At 44.5% G+C, this 20,721-nt stretch carries 20 protein-coding genes and 2 pseudogenes; 10 read left to right on the forward strand and 12 right to left on the reverse strand.

The window, feature by feature from the left end; all coding sequences use genetic code 11:
• Positions 1–47 precede the first annotated feature (47 nt).
• From QFZ51_RS13455 to QFZ51_RS13475, 5 genes are all read left to right on the forward strand, one after another.
• Positions 48–1,379, forward strand: a complete 1,332-nt coding sequence (locus QFZ51_RS13455) for a hypothetical protein (RefSeq protein WP_429046479.1) — start codon at positions 48–50, stop codon at positions 1,377–1,379.
• Positions 1,346–2,446, forward strand: coding sequence for a hypothetical protein (locus QFZ51_RS13460; RefSeq protein WP_429046480.1), 1,101 nt, complete (start codon positions 1,346–1,348; stop codon positions 2,444–2,446). The genes QFZ51_RS13455 and QFZ51_RS13460 overlap by 34 nt, the downstream gene beginning before the upstream one ends.
• Positions 2,443–2,577 carry a hypothetical protein gene (locus QFZ51_RS13465; RefSeq protein ID WP_429046481.1) on the forward strand — a complete coding sequence of 45 codons (135 nt, stop codon included), beginning with the start codon at positions 2,443–2,445 and terminating at the stop codon, positions 2,575–2,577. Before QFZ51_RS13460 ends, QFZ51_RS13465 begins: the two co-directional genes overlap by 4 nt.
• Positions 2,578–2,952: 375 nt before the next feature.
• Positions 2,953–3,756: an SDR family NAD(P)-dependent oxidoreductase gene (locus tag QFZ51_RS13470; RefSeq protein WP_429046483.1), complete on the forward strand. Its 804-nt coding sequence runs from the start codon at positions 2,953–2,955 to the stop codon at positions 3,754–3,756.
• Positions 3,757–3,833: 77 nt separating this feature from the next.
• Positions 3,834–4,691, forward strand: a complete 858-nt coding sequence (locus tag QFZ51_RS13475; RefSeq protein WP_429046485.1) for an RNA polymerase sigma factor — start codon at positions 3,834–3,836, stop codon at positions 4,689–4,691.
• A gap of 224 nt (positions 4,692–4,915) precedes the next feature.
• On the opposite strand, the gene QFZ51_RS13480 is transcribed toward QFZ51_RS13475, so the two are convergent.
• The 7 genes and pseudogenes from QFZ51_RS13480 to QFZ51_RS13510 all read right to left on the reverse strand — a co-directional run bounded on the left by QFZ51_RS13480 (position 4,916) and on the right by QFZ51_RS13510 (position 9,521).
• Positions 4,916–5,623, reverse strand: a complete 708-nt coding sequence (locus QFZ51_RS13480; protein ID WP_429051583.1) for a serine hydrolase domain-containing protein — start codon at positions 5,621–5,623, stop codon at positions 4,916–4,918.
• A 106-nt stretch (positions 5,624–5,729) separates the two neighbouring features.
• A complete protein-coding gene (locus QFZ51_RS13485; RefSeq protein ID WP_429046486.1) occupies positions 5,730–6,761 on the reverse strand; it encodes a PQQ-binding-like beta-propeller repeat protein in 1,032 nt (343 codons plus the stop codon).
• Between the two features lie 81 nt (positions 6,762–6,842).
• Positions 6,843–7,202: a nuclear transport factor 2 family protein gene (locus tag QFZ51_RS13490; RefSeq protein ID WP_429046487.1), complete on the reverse strand. Its 360-nt coding sequence runs from the start codon at positions 7,200–7,202 to the stop codon at positions 6,843–6,845.
• 91 nt (positions 7,203–7,293) lie between these two features.
• The gene (locus tag QFZ51_RS13495; protein ID WP_429046489.1) at positions 7,294–7,779 is read right to left on the reverse strand and encodes an SRPBCC domain-containing protein; all 486 of its coding nucleotides are present in this window, start codon (positions 7,777–7,779) and stop codon (positions 7,294–7,296) included.
• Positions 7,776–8,102 (reverse strand): ArsR/SmtB family transcription factor, encoded by a 327-nt coding sequence (locus QFZ51_RS13500; RefSeq protein ID WP_429046490.1) that lies wholly within the window; start codon positions 8,100–8,102, stop codon positions 7,776–7,778. Before QFZ51_RS13500 ends, QFZ51_RS13495 begins: the two co-directional genes overlap by 4 nt.
• A gap of 182 nt (positions 8,103–8,284) precedes the next feature.
• On the reverse strand, positions 8,285–8,692 hold the full coding sequence (locus tag QFZ51_RS13505) for a VOC family protein (RefSeq protein WP_429046492.1): 408 nt from the start codon (positions 8,690–8,692) through the stop codon (positions 8,285–8,287).
• Between the two features lie 124 nt (positions 8,693–8,816).
• Positions 8,817–9,521, reverse strand: a pseudogene (locus tag QFZ51_RS13510) (DUF4386 domain-containing protein).
• Between the two features lie 106 nt (positions 9,522–9,627).
• Here QFZ51_RS13510 and QFZ51_RS13515 point away from each other — a divergent pair.
• A complete protein-coding gene (locus QFZ51_RS13515) occupies positions 9,628–10,824 on the forward strand; it encodes an alpha/beta hydrolase (RefSeq protein ID WP_429046493.1) in 1,197 nt (398 codons plus the stop codon).
• A 52-nt stretch (positions 10,825–10,876) separates the two neighbouring features.
• Here QFZ51_RS13515 and QFZ51_RS13520 read toward each other — a convergent pair whose 3' ends face one another.
• From QFZ51_RS13520 to QFZ51_RS13530, 3 genes and pseudogenes are all read right to left on the reverse strand, one after another.
• The gene (locus QFZ51_RS13520) at positions 10,877–11,704 is read right to left on the reverse strand and encodes a helix-turn-helix domain-containing protein (protein ID WP_429046495.1); all 828 of its coding nucleotides are present in this window, start codon (positions 11,702–11,704) and stop codon (positions 10,877–10,879) included.
• A gap of 43 nt (positions 11,705–11,747) precedes the next feature.
• The gene (locus QFZ51_RS13525) at positions 11,748–12,662 is read right to left on the reverse strand and encodes an SDR family NAD(P)-dependent oxidoreductase (RefSeq protein WP_429046496.1); all 915 of its coding nucleotides are present in this window, start codon (positions 12,660–12,662) and stop codon (positions 11,748–11,750) included.
• A gap of 130 nt (positions 12,663–12,792) precedes the next feature.
• Positions 12,793–13,031 (reverse strand): annotated as a pseudogene (locus QFZ51_RS13530) (helix-turn-helix domain-containing protein); the annotation flags it as partial.
• 223 nt (positions 13,032–13,254) lie between these two features.
• Here QFZ51_RS13530 and QFZ51_RS13535 point away from each other — a divergent pair.
• From QFZ51_RS13535 to QFZ51_RS13550, 4 genes are all read left to right on the forward strand, one after another.
• Positions 13,255–14,019 carry an SDR family NAD(P)-dependent oxidoreductase gene (locus tag QFZ51_RS13535; RefSeq protein WP_429046497.1) on the forward strand — a complete coding sequence of 255 codons (765 nt, stop codon included), beginning with the start codon at positions 13,255–13,257 and terminating at the stop codon, positions 14,017–14,019.
• Positions 14,020–14,065: 46 nt separating this feature from the next.
• Positions 14,066–14,689, forward strand: a complete 624-nt coding sequence (locus QFZ51_RS13540; RefSeq protein ID WP_429046498.1) for an NADPH-dependent F420 reductase — start codon at positions 14,066–14,068, stop codon at positions 14,687–14,689.
• A gap of 561 nt (positions 14,690–15,250) precedes the next feature.
• On the forward strand, positions 15,251–17,524 hold the full coding sequence (locus QFZ51_RS13545; protein ID WP_429046499.1) for an ATP-binding cassette domain-containing protein: 2,274 nt from the start codon (positions 15,251–15,253) through the stop codon (positions 17,522–17,524).
• Positions 17,525–17,889: 365 nt separating this feature from the next.
• Positions 17,890–19,143, forward strand: coding sequence for a TPR end-of-group domain-containing protein (locus QFZ51_RS13550; protein WP_429046500.1), 1,254 nt, complete (start codon positions 17,890–17,892; stop codon positions 19,141–19,143).
• 598 nt (positions 19,144–19,741) lie between these two features.
• Here the strand turns inward: QFZ51_RS13550 and QFZ51_RS13555 are convergent.
• Both QFZ51_RS13555 and QFZ51_RS13560 read right to left on the reverse strand, forming a co-directional pair.
• Positions 19,742–20,014 carry a hypothetical protein gene (locus QFZ51_RS13555; RefSeq protein ID WP_429046501.1) on the reverse strand — a complete coding sequence of 91 codons (273 nt, stop codon included), beginning with the start codon at positions 20,012–20,014 and terminating at the stop codon, positions 19,742–19,744.
• Between the two features lie 5 nt (positions 20,015–20,019).
• On the reverse strand, positions 20,020–20,550 hold the full coding sequence (locus QFZ51_RS13560; RefSeq protein WP_429046503.1) for a hypothetical protein: 531 nt from the start codon (positions 20,548–20,550) through the stop codon (positions 20,020–20,022).
• Positions 20,551–20,721 lie beyond the last annotated feature (171 nt).

Below are 20,721 nucleotides of genomic sequence, written 5' to 3' on the forward strand. Positions count from 1 at the left end.
TTGCAGAAAAAGATTTTCTCCTACCTGTATAGTGTAGCCCGTTATATATGCAGGTATACCTGGCGCCCTATGACGTGAAGATCGGTAACTTCACCGGCGGCAGCATCAACGCCGTTAGCCGCTCCGGCAGCAATGAAGTGCATGGTTCCGTATACGCTTATGGCAGGAATGCCACGCTGGTAGGACCAGACCATACCGGCTCTGAACTGAATACAAAAATGCCATCAGATTTTCATGATTACCAGGCAGGGTTCAGGGTAGGTTTCCCCATCATTAAAAACAAACTGTTCTTTTTTACCAATGAAGAAATTACCCGCCGGCAGGACCCCATACAACAGGTAGCCGGCAGCCCGTCTGCTAACGGCATTCTCAGTGTGGCGGATGCACAAAGCATTATCGACTATAGTGTTCATCACTATAACTTTGATCCCGGTACGGCAGGCGTTTATAATGCCTACGCCAACTCGGAGAAGTACTTTAACCGCCTGGACTGGAACATTAATGACCGGAACCAGCTGGCGATCCGCAACAATACCATACGCTCCAAAGCCATTAATATGGAACGTGACCAGTTTGATTTTCGTTTTGGCAGTATTGCGTATGAGCAGTTCAATAACCAGACCTCTACGGTAGCGGAGCTGAAAACGCGGTTTAATAACAATTTCTCCAACAATGCCATCGTAGGATTTACCAGTATTCATGACTATCGTACACCGCTAAGTGATGCTTCGTTTCCGCAGGTACAGATCGTGGGCCGTACACCGGGAACCACTATTTTCTTTGGCACAGACAGGGAAGCTTCTATATTCAACCAGCGCCAGCGCACCATAGAGATCACAGACAACCTGGTATGGAACCTGGGTAAACATACCCTTACCATCGGTACGCACAATGAATTGTACCGGATCAATTATGGTTTTGTAAACTCATGGAATGGCAGGGTCACCTACCAAAGCATAGACGATTTTTTGAATAACAACCCTGAACGCGTACAAGGCAGCTACAACTATGTAAATAACAGCCGCGATTATATAATGGCAAACCCGGTCGCAGTGTTTAACGTTAATTTCTACAGCGCATATATCCAGGATGAAGTACAGCTTACAGACCGTTTTACTTTGACCAAGGGCCTGCGCTTTGACCTGGCAAACGTGCCCACCAAACAAATATTAAGCGATAAGACCCGCAATGCTTTCACGGATCCCTCGTTTGGCACCACCTATACATATACGCCGCTGAACCAGATAACCGGTGGCTACCTGGGCAAGATACAGATCTCTCCCAGGATTGGTTTCCGTTTTGACGCCTATGGCGACCAGTCGCTGGTGCTGAGAGGCGTGTGGGTATGTTCACTTCGCGGATCCCGTTTGCCTGGTTAGGCTATGCCTTTTACAATAATGGCGACACCTATGGCGCCTACGATCAGAAAACGGATGGCAACCCGCCTTATATTTTCCAGGGAGATCCCATGCAACACCAACCAGGCCACGGCATTGGTGATTTTGCGGCTAATAACGGGCAGGTGATAACGGATAAAAATGCCGGCAAAACACAGGTGGATGTGATAGATAACAGCTTTGTAATGCCAAAGGTATTGCGCGGAAGCCTGGCAGTTGATTTTAAGGATAAAAACGGTTTTAAATATACCCTTGAAGCGATTTATACGAAAACGATCAAGGATGTAATGTTCCAGCAAATTAACCTCACAGACCGTCCCACTTATGCCGTTTTTGATTCGGCCGTGAATCATCAGTATCAACCGGTATTCCCCGGGCAGAACAACCTGAACCCACAGTTTGCCAATGCGTATGAAATGTCCAATACTTCTAAGGGATACCGTTACAGTATTACCGGGCAGGTGGCCCGTGCTTTTCAATCCGGCTTCGGTTTTTCACTGGCTTATACCTATGGGCAATCCAAGGACGTGGCCAATGGCATCCGTAACTCTTTCGAATCGAACTGGCAGCTGAACCAGGCACTGAATCCCAATGATCCGCAGCTGGCTTATTCCAACTTTGATATCCGCCACCGGATAGTAGGTAATATCAACTACCGCAAGGCCTGGAATAAAACATGGGTAAGCTCTTTTTCCCTGTTTGTATCTGCACAATCAGGATCGCCATTTACTTATGGCTTCGTGAATTATACACCGCAGAATACGCCACAGCAGGTCTCACTGGCCTATATACCCGCCAAAGAGGAGACTATTAATTTCTTTGCGCCCACTGAAACGCAAACCGCGGCGGAGCAGGCGGCTGCCTTTGATGCGTTTATTGATGGCAATAAATATCTGCGCTCCCGGAGAGGATCGTTCACCGAGCGAAATGCAGGCAGAACACCTTGGAATGCCAGTGCCGACTTTCACTTTGCGCAGGACCTTCATTTGAATACAACCGCAGATGATCCATCTAAAGTAAAGACCATTACCCTTAGCCTGGACATATGAACGTTACCAACCTGCTGAATGCAAACTGGGGCAAAGCTTATTTTTCTCCCAATACCTATAACTCCACTTCAAGCGTAGGATTATTGCCTTATATACCAGCCAAATCCTCTCAGAGTTACCCGCTTTACTAGTTTGTAAATCCCGGTAAGCCTTATTCTGTGGATCCATTTGCGTCGAGGTGGCAAATGCAGGTAGGCGCGCGGTATTCATTTTGATAAGCGGTATGTAATCGAAGATCAGCAGGCAAAAATGATTCGTTTGCCTGACACCAGCCCGCCGGTTCTCCACTGGCAGGATGGTGTCAGGACGGTTGACGATGACTCCCGTCTATTTTGTTTGTATCTAATGATTGGTTAAGATGGTTGTGCAAATCTCCGTTGCTAAATATTTTATTTAAAAAAATATAAAAATTACTTATATCCAATAAAATAGGAAGTGTAATTTATTTTTTTGAAAAATCCCGATCATTTAGCCGGGTTAACCGTCAAAAGATAAATTGAAACAAAATGCAAAATCTAAAAGACAAAGTTGCCGTAGTATTTGCGGCATCCGGTGAGATTGCGGGAGCAGTGGCGCGATCATTTTCCCGGCACGGCGCAAAAGTGTATGTCACTGCCCGGAATCTCGATGCTGTAAAAACACTGGCACAGGAAATCAAAGCGAATGGTGGAAGTGCGGAAGCCGCCAGAGTGGATGCCTTGGATGAGGCTGGAATAGACAACTTCTTAAAAAAAGTCGTCGCAGACAACGGTAAATTGGATGTTGTCTTCAATGGTATCGGGGCAAACTATGACGAGATGGGTGGGCGTCCACCAACAACGGAGGCCACCTTTGCTCAATTTATGGCTCCTATGGAGAAGATTTGCGGTTCACAATTCCTCACTTCAAGGGTAGCAGCCAGGTATATGATGCAAAGCCGGTCCGAAGGGACTATCTTACTACTTACGGCTGCATTGTCCCGGTCCAAGCTTTCTAATGTGGCGGGTATTACGGCCGCCAGTGCCGCCATTGAAGGATTGACGCGGGTGATGGCTGCCGAATGGGGAGGAGATGGTATAAAAGTAATGTGTATTTGTCCCGGCGCCCTGATGGAAACCAGGCGGATCTCCGGGTGGATAAATGCTGCGGCACAACAATATGGAATGCCCGTGGAACAGCTGGTAGCGCAATACAAGTCCCTGGACATATTAAAAACAAGTCCGACCTTGAAACAAGTGGGTGAAACGGCCGCCTTCCTGGCCTCTGAAACGGGGGTAGCCTTTAACAGTCATATTGTAGATGTGGATTGCGGCAAGCTGAACATTTTATAGTATCCTTTTTGTGGTACATTAGTAGTTGTGGCCCTTTGGCGGGGCCGCAACTATCTCGTTATTGATTAATTATATTAATGGAAAAAGAGGAGCTTCTTCTGTCGGCAATAGCCGGCGATATCAATGCCTTCCAGGCACTGTTTGCCGGATTTCAAAATCAATTGAAATCCTACCTGTACCGTTTAGTTACCGACCGGAACGACGTAGATGACCTGACCCATGATACCTTTGTCAGGGCGTTTACTAAAATCGGAACGTTTAACCGCAGATCATCGCTAAAAACCTGGGTATTCAGAATAGCCACCAACCTCGCCTACGATCACTTACGGAAATTAAAAAGATGGCAGGCTGATGCCCAGGACCGGGCGGCAGATCTGGCCATCAGTTCGGAGGAGATCCGGGAGGTTTTTTGGATGACGCATGATACGTCACCTGCAGGGGCTTATGAAATGAAAGAACATATAGACTATTGTTTCACCTGTATTTCAAAAACCTTGCCCATAGAAAACCAGGTGGCGCTGATCTTAAAGGACATTTACGATTTTCAGGTAAAGGAAATCTGCCTTATTCTTGGCAAAACCGAAGGGGTCATCAAACACCTGTTGAACGATGCGAGGAATACGATGACAAATATTTTTGAGCACCGGTGTGCGTTAATCAACAAGAATGGTATTTGCCACCAATGCAGCCATATCAACGAAATATTTAACCCCAAACAAAATCAGCAGGAAGAGCTGATGAAGCTGGAATTGGTAAAGGCTTCAAAGAAGTATAACCGGGAGCAGCTTTTTGAACTGCGCACTTTGCTGGTAAAGGCTATTGATCCTCTTAACGCGGCAGGCACGGACTTTCACGAGGAAATTATGAACTGTCTCAAAACAGCCATTGGCGAAAAGAGCGATTTTTTTGAGAGACGACGGAATAAAACAGAGTAATCCGTTTCCACGTAAAAATGCCGGTAATCATCTCCCTGTTTCGCATTTGAGCACTTTTTCCTTAGCAGATAATTCTGAAATATGGAGCTTTCTGACGATGCGTTGCAACGGTAATTTATTCATTACTGATGATCAGGGAACGCTACATGTTTTCAGGCGGGATTGAAAATTTTTCATGCATCACGAAATGCGCCCGATTGGCTTTCACCGGTACTTCATGAAGTTCAGATTGGCTGCGAAGCCACAATAGCTGCCAGTTCTTTTTCGAGGTTGTTACGATTTGCAAGGCTGTTGGTAAGTATTACGAAACCGGCGTTAAGCCGGGGAAAACATTCCAGCGAGCTGCGTGAGCCACCGGTTCCTCCGCTGTGTTCAAGAATTTTATATCCTTGAGGCGAACTATGGATAAACCAATTGAGGCCCATACCTTCCTTTTCGGTGCCAAATGTTACGCTGTGCGACAGCGCTATCGCCGGGCTTATCTCATGGTTGTTGGCGTTGATAAATTTAACCATGTCGGCCGTAGAGGACCGTAGCGCGCCCATAGCAGGGAGTTTAGAAATATCCCATAAGGGCACCACTTGTCGCAGCTCATTATGGGGCCAGGCGATGCGGCCGGCCGATAGTGATGCTATGTCGATGCGGGTATCTTTCATCTGCAAAGGCATAAGAATGGTATTGGATAAGATTGTAAAATAATCCTGTTTGTAAGTGTCCTCTAAAATGGTACCGAGCAACGCCACTGCCATGTTGGAGTAGGAGTATATTTTGCCGGGCAGTGTATCCATCTTCATCTGATGGAGTCCTTCATAGAGCAGTTGGCGATTATAGCCACGAAGCGGATTAAGGGAATGATAATCCGGCCTTTGCCACATATTAGGGAAAATGCGCGTTATTCTTGAGGTATGGTTGGCCAGATCGTTGATTGGGATTTATCTATGCTTGTCAATTAAAATAGTGAATGCACTAATTTCGTGAGAATTTAATAGAATCCAGAATATTTTGGGTGCTTAATTATCAAGTGTGATGTAGGTACTTTTACGCTTTTTCAAATACATGTAAGGTCTGTTCTGAATCCAGCACATACATGCGGTTATCAAATACATAAAATACATCTTCGGCTGCAGGGATCATCATACCTCTGCGGCCTGTTTTATTGCTATCGTGTATCCGGTAATGCCATAACAGGTCGCCGGTTTGTATATTCCATTCACTGATAATGGTGTCCAGGATACCTGCCAGGTACATTTTATTATTCCTGAATATTACGTTGGAATAAGGATCGATACCTGCAGACTTAATGCGCGATGACAGGTCCGCGCTATGAAGGCGTGTGCCGTCCGAGGCATTGACCTGCCATATTTCCGTATTCACAAAACACAGTATAGTCTGATCCGTAGCCTGGAATCTCATACCTGCACCTTGCGCCTGCCAGCATAACTGGCCGTTACTGGTATCGAGGCAAAGTAAATAGTCTGTTTGGCCGTTGGTGACGCCCGCGTATATTTGTCCTCCTTCCAACTGCGGACGTCCGATGATCTCATAACTACCTGCAGGCAGCCCCAGTTCATTTATGTTTACTTCCCACAGAAGGTGACCGTTTGTTGCGCTCAAACAGGAGAGCAACTGCTTTTTCTCAGTATGCGTAGCCACCAACTGATCTCCGTTGCCGGTAAAAAGGTGGGTATAGGCGCCATCAGCTTCCCAGATAAGGTTGGAATCCCGGAAATTATATTTGCTCAGCTTCCAGCCGTCAGCCGTTTTATTGCGGATGATCATGTTATCATCATACAGCAGCTTGATCTGCAGGCTGCCTGTATAATTGAATGGATATTCCTTTTTGACGTTGCTATCTGTATCCCAGGCAATGATCTTGTCCTTTGTCCGGATGATCACTTCCCGGTTCACCATTGCTGCAAGCACAAAAGGCGCTGTATCTGGTTCACTTTTGGTAACTGAAAGATGGTTGTCTATCCGGATAATAGCATTATCGCTGTTTTTATAAACAACGCCTGCTGCTGTAATGAGCGGTTCCGTTACCTGGTTTATCTGGCGGACTAATTGCATCATATTATTATGGAACTAAAATTTTCTGCTATCCTTTGTATTTGGAAATCGGGTGCCAGGGAAACCGGGCCCGGGTCCCTGAAATTATTTTTTATCGGTTATGGTCATCAGGTAGCTCGTCAGCTTTTTTATCAACCCGTTTTCCATTTCAAAAACATCACAAAATACAAGGTTGACAATAATTCCATTTTTCGTTTTGGCTTGAACGGTACCTTCTGCGATGACTACATCTTCCTCTTCTGTCATCCTGGATACGTTGATAACGGGCTTGCCTGTAAACCCTTCGTTTTCAATTTCCTTATCAAAAGCAGCTTTCCCTTTGTGCAGATAAACGCCGGGAAGCACCCAGGTTATATCGTCGGTTAAGCAGGCAAGTATTTTAGCATGGTCTTGCTGGTTGAAAGCTTCCATGTATTTGGTAACCGTTTCTTTATTTTTACTCACGTGGTTTGATTTTGAAACATAAATGAAGCTGCTGAGCAGACATATTATAAGAAACAGCCAGGCAGACTTTAAGCAGTGCATCATTTTGATATTATTTACCGGTTGATAATAGCGCATTCAAACGGTCAAACATGCTGAACCAGCTTTGGTAGGCGCCGGTTTTCCTGGCTTCTGCTTCTGCAACAGTTTGATGCAGGGTAAGTTTTGTTTGCCCGCCGGACGACTCGAAGGTCACCGTGGTAATAGTTACCGCTGGCCAGTCTTTTGACTTTCCGGCGTCGGCTGCGCTGAGTAGCGTGCCTTGCTCATTACTCAGCTCCATTGTGAAAACGAGTTTTTCCGGAAAAGTTATTTCCTGGTATACTCCTGTGATCCAGCACTCTCCATGCACAGGATCGTGAATAACAGAATGAAATGTACCACCAACTTTAACATCTATCGACTTAAATACTATGGTACATCCGTCTGGTGCATACCAGTGTTGCAGATGTCCGGGATCTGTCCACGCCTCAAAAACAAGTTCGCGCGGTGCATTAAACAGATGTGTAATAAAAAGATCTTCTTTATTGGTCTTCATTTACCTTTGGATTTTTGTTGTTGTAAGTATTTATCTAATTTTTCAAACCTCCTGGTCCATAATTTCCTGGATTGATCTATCCAGGTTACTACCTCATCAAGTTGATCCAGCTGTACCTCGCAGAATCTTTCTCTTCCGCTTTGTTTGATAACCAGCAGCCCACATTCTTCCAGTATTTTCACGTGCAGGGATATGGCCTGCCTGGTCATATCAAACTTTTCTGCGATGGCGTTTACGTTGTACGACTGTGCTGCAATGAGGTTAATGATTTCCCTCCTGGTGGGATCGGCGATGGCCTGATAAACATCTCTCCTGACTTTCATAAATGCAAGTATGTGCTTGCAAATATAAATGCAAGTATTTACTTGCCAAAATGTTTTTTTAGAATATCGATTTTATCTTGCAAAAGCAAGGCGCTCCTTTTTAGCAAGCGCCTTGTTTTTTGGTAAGTATCGTGTATTCTCCTAAGCGTTCATGATTTTTGTCCAACCTCATGTTTAAGTGGTTAATCCTGGTTGGGCGTTTTGGTGGGGTCCATAAAAAATATTTCCCAGGTGTGTCCATCAAGGTCCTCTATTCGCCGTAGTTGCATAAACCCGTAATCTATCATAGGCGTTGGCTCTGTTCCTCCCGCTTTTAATCCATGCGCAACAACTTCATTCATTTTATCAACACTTTCAACTGATAAGGCAAATAGGCCTGCAATATTGCTTTTTGTGTCAGCTATTGGTTTTTTCGTAAATGTCTGGAACCTTTCATGGCTCATAATCATAACGAAAATTGCATCGCTCCACACCATGCATTTTGCCTGGTCGTCGGAAAACTGGGGGTTGATTACAAACCCAAGTTGGGTATAAAACTCCAGTGATTTTTGAATGTCTTTTACCGCAAGATTGATAAATACCTGTTTCATTTTTTAAAATTTTATTGTTGTTATTGATGCAAAGATGAAAAGACAAAAATGAAAAAGCCTTCACAAATGTTGAGAAAGTAAAAATTTATTTGCTATGACTAAAAATCAGGCTTAATGGAGTAGGCTAACTGACCTTATTTTCTTTTATCCCTGCAAAAATAAGCCATAAACAAACCGCAGCCTCTCCAATGAAGGATGGGAACAGAATATAAGGGAACAAGGGATTAGCAAAGCCGCGTGAAAGGAACATTATAAAGCTGTTAAGGATATAACATAACCCCGCAACGGCATACAATATGCCCAATACCTTTGGGATATGCCATGATTTAAAGATAAGCCAACCGATTATGATGCAGTAAAATCCAAAAAACACCAGCCCGATGGCATATCCTTGTGATTGAAAGTCCAGGGCCATGGCAGATCACGCTGCTAATTGATCAGGTTGAAAAATACCCGGGTACTCTTTACCGCCCAGAATTATCAATGGATATAACTGGTATAAAATATTCATCGCAAATATTGCATTTGAGATGATCACAAAAAAGATCGCAAGGATGGTGCTCCCTTTGTAGATCGGGCTAAATAAAAGGTAAAAGAATAATATCACCGGCAACCCGCAAATAAAGTTTAGCAGGTCGGCGAAAAAGCCCAAACGATAAAATAACTCATGGGATTGTATGTTCCTGGCCGTTGCCATTGCATCATTGGGAACAGCTAATGCCTGGCGGACAAACACCTGTGCGAACAGCCCGGCGGCAATAACTACCAAATAAAGAAAACCAGCAATTCGCGCATTGCTTTTTAAGGAAGGGAAGGAGCTGTCCTGCATTGGGATAAATTAATATGGCCTGTTGAATGAGACATAAAGCTATTCATTTACAATGATTATTTCAGGAAAAGCGTCATATTTACAATTAACTTACATTCCAAATTATATGAAATCCGGTTTCCTATTTTTTATTATACCGTTATTTTTTTCATTTAAGGCAATTGCCCAAACGGTAGAACCAATTAAGTCCGGTCAGGGAGAAGTGGTGACGATACATTCCGGCATCCTTAAAGAAGATCGAAAGATAATGATATACACACCAAAGGATGCTGACAATCGGGAGAAAAAATATCCGGTAGTCTATATACTGGATGCCGACAATCATTTTACCCAAATGGTAGAATATTCTAAATACCTCAGCCGGCAGGATGTGTATGTTATTCCGCCACTGATTATTGTAGGAATAACAAATACAGACCGTAACCGTGACCTCACTCCATCTCACAGCAATATTGATTATTATGGAAAACCGGATACCACTGCTAATTCCCCGTATAGGAACAGCGGAGGGAATGAGCATCTTTTTCAATTCATTCAGAAAGAACTTATACCTTATATCGATTCAAATTACAAAACTCAACCTTACCGCATTTTTGCGGGACACTCATTCGGGGCGCTGACAGCCATCAATTGCCTCCTTAATTATCCGGATATGTTTGACGCATACATTGCCGTGAGCCCATCCTTCTGGTGGGATCAGAAATTCCTGCTGAAGCTCGCGGATAAAAAAATGAAAACAGGATCAACTTTATCGAAAACACTTTTTTTTAGTGATGGCAATGAAGGTTCTTCACCTGGATCAACATTTCATACCGATGTTTTAAAGTTTGATTCCCTGCTCAAAAAGCGGAACATCAAAGGATTGGATTTTGAATATATGAGCTATCCGGTTGAGAGTCATATGACCGTTACTATCAAATCATATTATGATGGACTTCGGTTTATCTATCACCAGTGGCCACTACCTGCGGTAAGTGATGAGGAGATCAATCCCGAGATCATTATGAGACACTATAAAGAATTATCACAAAAGTTTGGTTATCCGATTTTGCCTGACGAAGCATATGTCAATGGCTGGGCACAATGGATAGTAAAAAATCCGGCAACCCTGAATAATGGCATTAAGCTACTGGAGATGAATACAATTAACTATCCGTCTTCTTCAAAAGCCTTTGCGGCTTTGGGCGCAGCATATGCTTTGAAAGGAGAAAAGCAGAACGCTATCGCTTCGTACAAAAAGGCCAGCGAATTGAATCCTGCATCAAATGAAATTAAATCGCGCTTGTTGGAGTTGCAGAAATAACATAGATATGCCTTCTACCAATCAGGTTTTTCAAATCCGCTAATATAGACAACTAAGTAACCTTCACATGTAAGCCTGTTGGACTTACATGGTTCCTTTTTGCAAACTCCGATGGTGCAATTCCAAAATGTTTCTTAAATGCAAAAGAAAAGTGCGACAATGCTTCAAAGCCTAACTCAAGATAAATGTCGGAGGGTTTTGCAGCCTCTTTTTCCAGGAGAAAACGGGCTTCGCCCAAACGTTTTTGCACTAACCAGCGATTAGGCGTGTCGTTAAAGATCGCTTTGAAATCCCGCTTGAAGGCAGATAAGCTACGCCCGGTTAAGTAGGCGAACCGGGCAACACTTACATTGAATTTGTAATTTCGGTTCATAAATTCTTCGAGATCTATTTTCCCGGGAATACCGTAATCAAAGAATAGTCCCGATAATTCTGGCTGCAGTTGCAACAGTATTAGGAGCAGTTCTTCCCGCTTTACATCAAAAAATGCTTTGTCCATTTCTCCACGACTATTGTAGTAAGGAGTTAAAGATCGAATAAACGCAGGAATCAGCTCATTGCTTGCCGGGCGTATAAAGTTTTCAGCAGATCGGAACTTTACGGCATTTATCCGGTGTTTGTCCTGGAATTGTTTTAAGAACGGTTCATCGAAAACAAAAATGATTTTCTCAATCACATACTGCTTTTTGGTAGCGGTCTGCCTGCCCAAGCGGTTTTTACGGGCAATGCCATATTCGCCCGACTTCAAGGTGTAATTTTTATCGCCGTAATAACCGTTCACACACCCTTTCACAACATAGAAAAAGAGATGCTCGCCAATGAATTGTTCCCTTGCTATTGCAGGACCAACGAGAGTCGTTTTGTTGACAGAAGCTTTCATCTTGATCTCCCTAAGTTAATCATACTTATCTTAACAATAATAATTAAACCCTTGACAATAGGGCGCGCGTTTCCGCAACAACGAGCTCCTGAAATTTTGGATCCTGCACCAACATGGAGCCGAGCATGGGCAGTCCTTTTTCGTCGTAATAAATGCCTGTTTTACCAGACTCGCTGGTTAGAACTGCTGTCTCCAGGCGTGCCGCCCGCTTTGGGGTGCTCCAGTATTTAATATATGGAGCGACCAGCGGGAGCAAATAATTTCCTATAAAACGAAGGAAGCCATTGGCGTCCCTGCCTAGTCCCGTGTTCGGAATGAAGCCCGGTTCGATGGCATTGATGTGCAACCGTGGCGTTTCACGGGATAGAGCCAGGGCCGCGGCAAGGATACATTGCTTAGATGTTGCGTATGCGTCTGCCCCCGGCATTTTAGAGCCGCCGGGCTCCCATTCACCGCGGGCGCCCGCCTCTACAGAAATAAAGCGGCCACCGCGGAAGCCGGCGGCGTTCGCAGGTTTCCGCCCGGGATCCTCTACTCCGGAGGCAACAAAAGCGATATTTGCGCCATCAGGCAGATATGGTATAAGTTCCTCGGTCAACGCAAATGGCCCCAGGTGGTTCGTAGCGAAGGTCGTGTCCCAATCCTGCGCACTCCTTGTGGCACGCATTTGCATGATACCTGCGTTATTAAGTAGCCCGGTAATCGGGATATCGAGCGAGATGATTGCTGCAGCAGCACGCCGGACACTAATAATATCAGACAGATCGCAAACGACAGGGACCGCATCCTGCCCCTTTTCTTTAATAAGCCGCTGCATTTGTTCCAGCTTTTTAAGGTCCCGGCCCATCAATACCACGGTACCATACTTTGCAAGCTCAAGTGCCGTAAGGCGACCAATACCGGAGGTCGGACCCGTAATAATGAACGCCTTCTTATTCTTCAAAACAGTCTTTGACATGATTTTATCTTTCTTTTAAATGATACTACAAAACTCGCCATTAATATGCGCGGCAGTTTTCTTCAAAAGCCCAAAGTTGTTGTATTGAAAAGTCCAATTTGGGGGAGACCGTAATCATTTTGGTAGCCGGTTAGTTTTTGAAAGACTGTCTGAATGCAAGGGGAGATAGTTGTGTTTGGGCTTTAAACAACCTGCTAAAAGATTGCAAATGTTCAAATCCCAGTTCATAAGCGATTTCGCTTATGGACAGGTCGGTGGTGGAGATTCTTTCTTTGGCCCTTTCTATCAGCTTTCATGGATGTAATGCTGTGTGTTTTGCCCTGTATGCATACGTAACAAGCTGCTTAAGTATTTGGGAGAGATATTGAGCAGGGCATTATTACTCAGTTTTATGCAAACGTCAGCCGCCGGATGGTGTTAAATTCAACCGGAATGCGCTTTGTTTTAACTGAAGTGACGACTTTGAGTAGAATCTATTTTACAACACAATGTTACTGAGTTACACCGATGTTACTGTTATTTTTCAGTACTAAGTTACTTTAGATAACTTAGGTGGTCTACCTTTGTTGCTCAATCTTTAAAAAAGGAAATAATGAGCAGATTAACGAACAAAGTAGCAGTTATTACAGGTGGTAATAGTGGCATTGGATTTGGCATTGCCCGGGAATTTAAAATTGAAGGTGCTAAAGGAGCTATTGTTGGGAGAAATAAGGAAACTTTAGATAGTTCCGTAGCTCAACTTGGAGATAATTTTATAGCCATAAATGCTGATGTAACCAGCATTACCGACCTGGAAAGAGTCTTTAAGGAAACATCTGAAAAATTTGGTAAAATAGACGTGATTGTAGCCAATGCAGGTGGTGCCGTTACTGGGGCAACATTTGGTTCTGTGGCAGATATCGGCGAAGCCGACTATGACAAGACAATGGATTTAAACCTGAAAAGTGTTTACCTCACTGTTCATAAAGCACTGCCCTATATGAATGATGGGGGTTCGATTATTCTTATCGCCTCAAATGCGGCGCATCGGGCATATCCGTCTTTTACGCTTTATGGTGCTGCGAAAGCCGCTGTAATCCATTTTGCAAAAGGATTTTCAAATGACCTTTTAGCTAGAAAGATCAGGGCAAATGTAATATCACCAGGTACAACAGATACACCGGTATTTGACAGGTTTGTTCCGGTAGAACAACTTGAAGCGGTGAAAAAGTACTGGGCAGATGTAATGCCGATAGGGCGAATCGGGCAGCCATCTGACATTGGTAAAACAGCGGTTTTCCTGGCTTCTGATGATTCTTCGTTCATGCTTGGTGCTGAACTTCTTGTTGATGGTGGCCTTAGCTATTTATCTAAATAATTGACCCACGCGGGTTTGCAACCCGTATCAATAAATAATTTTCAAAATGAGTAAATTAAAAAAAGAAGTGGCGAGCTACGCAATTATCGGCTTCGGCAATATTGGCCAGGCCCTGGCCAAGGCGTTTGCCCGCAACGGCATCGAAGTATCTGTTGCAACCACGCGCAACCCGGAAAGCTTTGCAGCCGCCGCGGCAGCGATCGGGCCGGAGATCCTTCCCACAACATTGGCGGAAGCTGTGAAGGCGGACGTCATCTTTTTAGCTGTCCGTTTTGAGTCGCACCCGGATGTCGCGAAGGCGCTGCCCAACTGGCAGGGGAAGATCATCGTTGATGTGACCAATGCCTACGGTGTGCCCCCTGAGAAACTTGGAGGACAGCCTTCTTCCAGGTTCGTGGCCCAGGCATTCACTGGTGGAAAACTCGTTAAGGGCTTCAACCATTTGATTGCTGCCATTCTTGATCAGGATCCCACCGTACATGGTGGCAGGAGAGTTGTGTTCCTGGCGGGCGACGATGAGGGCGCAGTAGCGGAGATTGGTGCGCTCGCTGAGAATCTCGGTTTTTCACCCATCAAACTTGGAGGGCTTTCGGAAGGAGGACTGCTTGTGCAGGCGCGCGGAAATAGCTGGGGTCAACTGATATTTAAGGACCTGGTCAAGTTCGGCTAATGAATCTTGATGGCAAATTTTGATGCGATCATTCCCCATGGACAAATAGAATCACAGTTTGATTGAAGGAGGTCGACGCCCCGATCTGGCGTACGCTCATTTATAGGTCTGCTTGACGCCTTCCAGCCCGGGGGGCGTTTCGCTTGCCCGGGATACAATAGCTAAGCAGGCGGCAAATGGTCTTGACCTGCTTTTTTTTCTAGAAAATCGTTTGTTTTTATAGGGGCTTTTAATAAATTTATTTAGCCCAATAGTACGCCAAACCTATTTTAAAAAGGAAAAAATAGCCCCTGTTACAAAATCTCAATGCAGGAATTTAAACTTGAGTAGACACTGCCTTAGAGAATGTGTCAAAGAATTGCGGCACAGTTCCAAATAAAGCAACAATTGAGGATGGTGCCGGAAATCAGCGGATAGTCATTTGGGTCACATCACATTTTCTTGTTCACAAAAAAGTTGCCGGCTCAAGGTTATGGTTTAATGAAATATGTTCCTTCCCAATTGCATCAGAGATAGAAAGTGGCGGCATTCTTGTTGTGTACCTCGTCATAATTTGTGCTTATGCAACCACGTAATAAAGACATGATCATCATTAAAGGCGCCCGCGAAAACAATCTCCGGAATATCAATGTAGATATACCCAAGAAAAAGATCACTGTGCTCACTGGTGTTTCCGGTTCAGGAAAATCGTCACTGGTATTCGATACCATTGCTGCAGAAGCACAACGGCAGCTGAATGAAACCTTCAGCAGCTTTATCCGGCATCGCCTGCCGCACTATGGTCAGCCGGATGCCGACCTGATGCAGAACCTGAGCCCTGCCATTATTGTTGACCAGAAACAGATCAGGGGAAATGCCCGCTCTACCGTTGGCACCATTACTGATATTTATTCGTTGCTCCGTTTATTGTACTCCAGGATAGGAAAACCTTTTGTGGGCTATTCTAATGTTTTTTCTTTCAATCACCCGGAAGGCATGTGCCCGGTGTGTGACGGTATCGGTACCACAACAACCATTGACGTGGAAAAATTGTTCGACCGCAGCAAATCCCTGAACGAAGGCGCTATCCTGTTTCCTTCTTTTGCACCGGGAACAGCTTTGTGGAAACGCTTTGTGATGTCGGGATTTTTTGACAACGATAAAAAGCTGAAAGACTATTCTGAAGAAGAATGGCAATTACTTTTATACCAGGAAGAAATTAAACCCAAACACCCTGCGCCGGGATGGTGGCCTTCTGCGAAGTATGAAGGCGTAATGCCACGGTTCACCAAAAGGTTCCTGGCTAAAGAACCGGAAGATAGCCAGAAGTCGTGGCAACAGCCGCTGCGGCGGGTGGTAACCAAAGGCCCCTGCCCGGAATGCAAGGGAGCCCGCCTCAACGCCAAAATACTCAGTTGTAAGATTCATGGAAAGAACATTGCGGAAAATGCGGCACTGCAGGTAAGCGATCTTATAAAAGAAATAGCGCGCATCAAAGAACCGCAGGCGGCTACTATGGTGGCCGCCATCATCGAAAGACTTTCACACCTGGATGGTATCGGGTTGGGATATCTGAGCCTGAACCGTGAAACCTCCACACTTTCCGGCGGCGAATCCCAACGGGTAAAAATGGTGCGGCACCTTGGCAGCAGTTTGTGTGATATGATGTACATCTTTGATGAACCCAGCACTGGTCTTCATGCGCGTGACGTGCATCAGCTCAATTTGCTGATGAAGGGTTTGCGCGATAAAGGAAATACCGTATTGATAGTGGAACATGATCCCGATGTAATCAGCATCGGCGACCATATCATAGATATGGGGCCGGGAGCCGGAAAGCATGGCGGGCAAATAGTATTTGAAGGCACGGTAAAAGGTTTGCTGAAATCGGGTACATTAACGGGTACGGCCCTCCGCAAACAACCACAGCTCCGGGAAAAGGTGAGAACTGCTACCGGCAGCTTGCGTGTACGCAATGCCACATTACATAACCTGCAAAAGGTAAGCGTAGATATTCCCAAAGGCGTGTTAACGGTGGTTACCGGCGTAGCCGGATCGGGAAAAAGCAGCCTGATCAACGGTGTGCTGCCCCGCTTGTACCCAGGCATTGTTTGTATCAACCAGCACGCATTGGCGGGATCTGTGCGATCGAACCCGGCCACCTACACCGGGATATCAGATATTATCCGGCAGCTGTTTGCCCGGGCCAATAAAGTAAGCGCCGGCCTGTTCACTTTTAACGGAGAGGGCGCATGCCCGGCGTGTAAAGGACTCGGCGTAACCTCCCTCGACCTGGCCTTTATGGATGCCGTGGTAACCACCTGCGAAGTATGCCAGGGCAAACGTTTTACAGATAACGTGCTGGGCTATACGCTGCGTGGCAAAAATATTGATGAAGTATTGAAGCTGAATGTAGAGGAAGCGATACAGTTTTTTACAGAAGAAGAGGTTGTGCGCGTGTTGCATCGTTTACACGAAGTAGGGCTGGACTACCTCACCCTGGGGCAGCCACTGGACTCCCTCTCCGGCGGCGAAAGGCAGCGGATCAAACTGGCTGCCGAGCTGGAAAATACCGGCAATATTTATATTTTGGATGAACCCACCACCGGGCTCCATTTGTCGGATGCGGCTAATTTAACAGGACTCTTGAACCGGTTGGTCGACAACGGCAGCACCGTAATAGCTATTGAGCATAACCTGGACGTGATCAGCCAGGCGGACTGGATTGTTGACATGGGTCCCGGCGCCGGCCGCCAGGGAGGTAAAGTGATCTTTGAAGGCACACCCGCTGATCTCATTAAAGACAAGTCTTCACAAACAGGCATCTTCCTGAAAAAATATATTCATCCCCGTTAGTCCCCGCAAAAAAAACATTATCGCGCGGTTATTTCTTCCTGAATATTAAACTACACCAGGAAAGAACTGTTTCAGGCAACTCCGCCTGAGGAGCGATAACCGGTGAGCACACCTGCTGCTTGTGAGGTTGCCTTTTTTGACACCACATAACCAGCCATCTTTATTTTATTTATCAGGAGCATTTATGGCTCCCGTGTGTGCGTTGGACCTGCGACTGTATACAAATCTCACGAAAAAAAGTGTCCTGTTATTATGTGAATTTTTAATTAAGTTTGATGTAAACATCGCCATTGATAATTTGTGAATTACACGGCTTTCATTATCTGAACTATCGTTATCCTTTATATAAAAATCTTCCTTTTTATATGTTTAAATTCAAACAACTTTTAATTCTTTTTCTGCTAACCGGCACTGCAACAATTGCCCAGGTGAAACCTGAGGAAATAGCCGATAGTCTTTATAAAGCCAAAAATTTCAAAGAAGCCGGTAAGTATTACTTAAAAGCGACGGAGAACGTCGATTTTATGGTCCTGAAATCAAGTAATTACTATAACGCAGCATGTTGTTATGCCTTAAACGGTCAAAAAGATAGTGCCCTGGTTTTACTCACGAGTGCGGTTAATGGCGGTTATAAAAATGCCGATCAAATAAAAAAGGACACTGATCTTGAATCTTTGCATTCCTTGCCGGGCTGGTCGGAACTTCTCAATAGCATAAAGACAGTTAAGAACAGCACAACAGATCCTTATAAGGCTAAACTGATCACCAGCGATGTAAAGAACTTTTGGAAGGCATACGAGCTGGCTAAGAAAGATACGGCTCACGCCCTTGATCTTTATAAGAAATACTATGTGGAACCCGCTTCAAATGGACTTGAGGATTATCTGGGTTATAAAGTCAAAAACCTGAAGAATTTTGTAAAATCCGTAAACACCAAGCCTCAGTTTTACGCTGCTGTACGTAAAAATACTTTTGCCGTTGATCAGCAAAAACCCCGAATGATCCAAAGCTTTGTCAAGTTCAAACAAATTTACAGCAAAGCTCAGTTTCCTGATATTTACTTCGTGATAGGCGCATTTAACTCAGGCGGAACCAGTACTGACGCTGGCTTATTAATTGGCGTGGACCAATCCGCCCGGACTGCAGAAGTTCCTGTTAAAGAACTGAACTTATGGCAGCAGAATAACTTCGCAGACCTGGAGGCTTTACCACACCTGATAGCACATGAGCTCATTCATTTTAACCAGGCCGGACGTGGGGGCGACACCACCCTTCTTGCCGGGGCGCTCATCGAAGGTATGGCCGATTTTATTGGGGAGCTGATATCAGGTCACACGGCTAATGAACGCCTGTTTGTTTGGGCTAAAGGCAAAGAAAAGCAGATCTGGGCAGATTTCCAGAAGGAAATGTATTTGAACAGGTCCCGCAACTGGATAGCTAATTCCGATCAGGAAACTCCAGACAAACCTGCCGACCTGGGATATTGGGTGGGATATCAGATCTGTAAAGCTTACTACGACAAAAGCACCGATAAAAACAAAGCCGTAAACGACATCCTTAACATAAAAAATTATAAAGAGTTTTATATCAAAAGTGGCGCGGAGCAGATGTTTAGGTAATCGTTTTGTTGCACGCCGTCTTTGCCGTAGCCAAGGGCCGGGCGCTCAAAAAGCGGCAACGCTCAATCTTTCCCGTATTCTGATGTTAAGCAGGCACTTAATGATTTTAAGAAGTGTCCGCCGTACGAAGCTCGATTGCCACCTCTTTGCTCCCGGGCGATGATCTTTTTTATCCGCATCGCTATATGTGTGATAGCTACTACTTAACCATATAAAAAAACCTGTACTGTCAGATTAAGTAGTAGCTATTACAATTAAAAATGTTCAGCAATAGGTATTGTGGATATGACTGGGCCACTTCCTTCTGGATCTGAAGAAACTGGGACATTTGGTCCCGTCCGTCTTTCATAAGCGATCGTATTTGATCACATTTATTACTTTTTGATCATTTTGTCGGGATGACTGGATTCGAACCAGCGGCCTCTTCGTCCCGAACGATAGTTTATAAATAGTCTAAGTTCTTTAAAACTATTTACTGTAGAGGGTTTTCCCCTTTTTTCTCTTCGAGCCTTTATCTCCTAATGCAGTAACGGAACCAGAATGTGGCCCAAAGTGAATAATAATTGTTTAATAGTAGAATAGCCCCTATGGAGGAAAGCTATTTAATGGACAAATTATCCATAAAGGCGTTAATTTCAGCAACCGCTATCTCAGCCATCCTATGAATGGCTTCTTTCTCTGCATTACTCAGCGCTGGTATAATTTTTCCTTTGCTGTTAGGATCAGGTTTATCCCTGCATCTCATTTTTCTGTAAAACGTAGGTGTACTAAAGCTGCATTCCTCAGATACCATCTCCCTAAATTTGACGGGTAGTTTAGAAAAAGCGGTATGAATGTCCAGCAGCATATTTACTGGTAGTTTACTTGTCATTTGTTTCAGTTTAAAATGTTATCAGATTTATCTATTTCCTCAATTAGTTCCAGCAAGACAGCATCTTTGCTGCAATGATGTTCAAGAAGGGAGGTAACGCCATACCAGCTACAGCCATAGGCTCTAAATACCACCTCGCCCATGCTTATTAACTCAGTACCTAACCAATGAGGGATTAAAAGCCATTGATAAATGCTTCTCTTTCTGGCTTTCATCTCCTTTAGTTTTCGCAGATCAGCCACTTGATCTTCCATTGCCTTTCCTATTCTTCTACAGTCTACAATAGAGTTGTTTTCTATCTCGGTGGTAAGGTCATCAATGGCTTGGGTAGCTTCTTCGATTCTTTTTTTAACGATTTCGTCTGTACCCCAAAAATCCCCATCTGATAATTTTCCCTTGTATTCAAGTTGGTTAAATATCTGACCTTGTTGGTCCAATATATTCCTATCCAGCAAGTCAGTGAGTAAAGGCGTTTGATCTATCAGGATGGCTTTATTTATAAATTCCTGATATTTGACAATTGGATTATGCTCCATAAAAAAATGATTTTGCGTATAATATCCTTCACAGAGGATTTTCGTTACCTGATTCAGAACTGGATTAAAATGTGAAAATGTCTGTGGGCAAATGGCTTACCGTTGATGATGTATATTAACAGGTCTTGAATAGTCCCGTGTACTTCCTGCACCATCATTTTGGTAAGCGGA

Origin of the sequence: Chitinophaga sp. W3I9, from assembly GCF_050434025.1 — a bacterium.
Taxonomy (GTDB): domain Bacteria; phylum Bacteroidota; class Bacteroidia; order Chitinophagales; family Chitinophagaceae; genus Chitinophaga.

Coding starts and splice junctions, on each gene's coding strand:
- QFZ51_RS13485 (WP_429046486.1), bottom strand. CDS start 6,761: ATGATGCAATTAGTCCGCCAGATAAACCAGGTAACGGAACCGCTCATT.
- QFZ51_RS13495 (WP_429046489.1), bottom strand. CDS start 7,779: ATGAAGACCAATAAAGAAGATCTTTTTATTACACATCTGTTTAATGCA.
- QFZ51_RS13520 (WP_429046495.1), bottom strand. CDS start 11,704: ATGAAAGCTTCTGTCAACAAAACGACTCTCGTTGGTCCTGCAATAGCA.
- QFZ51_RS13500 (WP_429046490.1), bottom strand. CDS start 8,102: ATGAAAGTCAGGAGAGATGTTTATCAGGCCATCGCCGATCCCACCAGG.
- QFZ51_RS13555 (WP_429046501.1), bottom strand. CDS start 20,014: ATGACAAGTAAACTACCAGTAAATATGCTGCTGGACATTCATACCGCT.
- QFZ51_RS13505 (WP_429046492.1), bottom strand. CDS start 8,692: ATGAAACAGGTATTTATCAATCTTGCGGTAAAAGACATTCAAAAATCA.
- QFZ51_RS13550 (WP_429046500.1), top strand. CDS start 17,890: ATGTTTAAATTCAAACAACTTTTAATTCTTTTTCTGCTAACCGGCACT.
- QFZ51_RS13465 (WP_429046481.1), top strand. CDS start 2,443: ATGAACGTTACCAACCTGCTGAATGCAAACTGGGGCAAAGCTTATTTT.
- QFZ51_RS13560 (WP_429046503.1), bottom strand. CDS start 20,550: ATGGAGCATAATCCAATTGTCAAATATCAGGAATTTATAAATAAAGCC.
- QFZ51_RS13455 (WP_429046479.1), top strand. CDS start 48: ATGCAGGTATACCTGGCGCCCTATGACGTGAAGATCGGTAACTTCACC.
- QFZ51_RS13535 (WP_429046497.1), top strand. CDS start 13,255: ATGAGCAGATTAACGAACAAAGTAGCAGTTATTACAGGTGGTAATAGT.
- QFZ51_RS13540 (WP_429046498.1), top strand. CDS start 14,066: ATGAGTAAATTAAAAAAAGAAGTGGCGAGCTACGCAATTATCGGCTTC.
- QFZ51_RS13545 (WP_429046499.1), top strand. CDS start 15,251: ATGCAACCACGTAATAAAGACATGATCATCATTAAAGGCGCCCGCGAA.
- QFZ51_RS13470 (WP_429046483.1), top strand. CDS start 2,953: ATGCAAAATCTAAAAGACAAAGTTGCCGTAGTATTTGCGGCATCCGGT.
- QFZ51_RS13525 (WP_429046496.1), bottom strand. CDS start 12,662: ATGTCAAAGACTGTTTTGAAGAATAAGAAGGCGTTCATTATTACGGGT.
- QFZ51_RS13515 (WP_429046493.1), top strand. CDS start 9,628: ATGAAATCCGGTTTCCTATTTTTTATTATACCGTTATTTTTTTCATTT.
- QFZ51_RS13475 (WP_429046485.1), top strand. CDS start 3,834: ATGGAAAAAGAGGAGCTTCTTCTGTCGGCAATAGCCGGCGATATCAAT.
- QFZ51_RS13460 (WP_429046480.1), top strand. CDS start 1,346: ATGTTCACTTCGCGGATCCCGTTTGCCTGGTTAGGCTATGCCTTTTAC.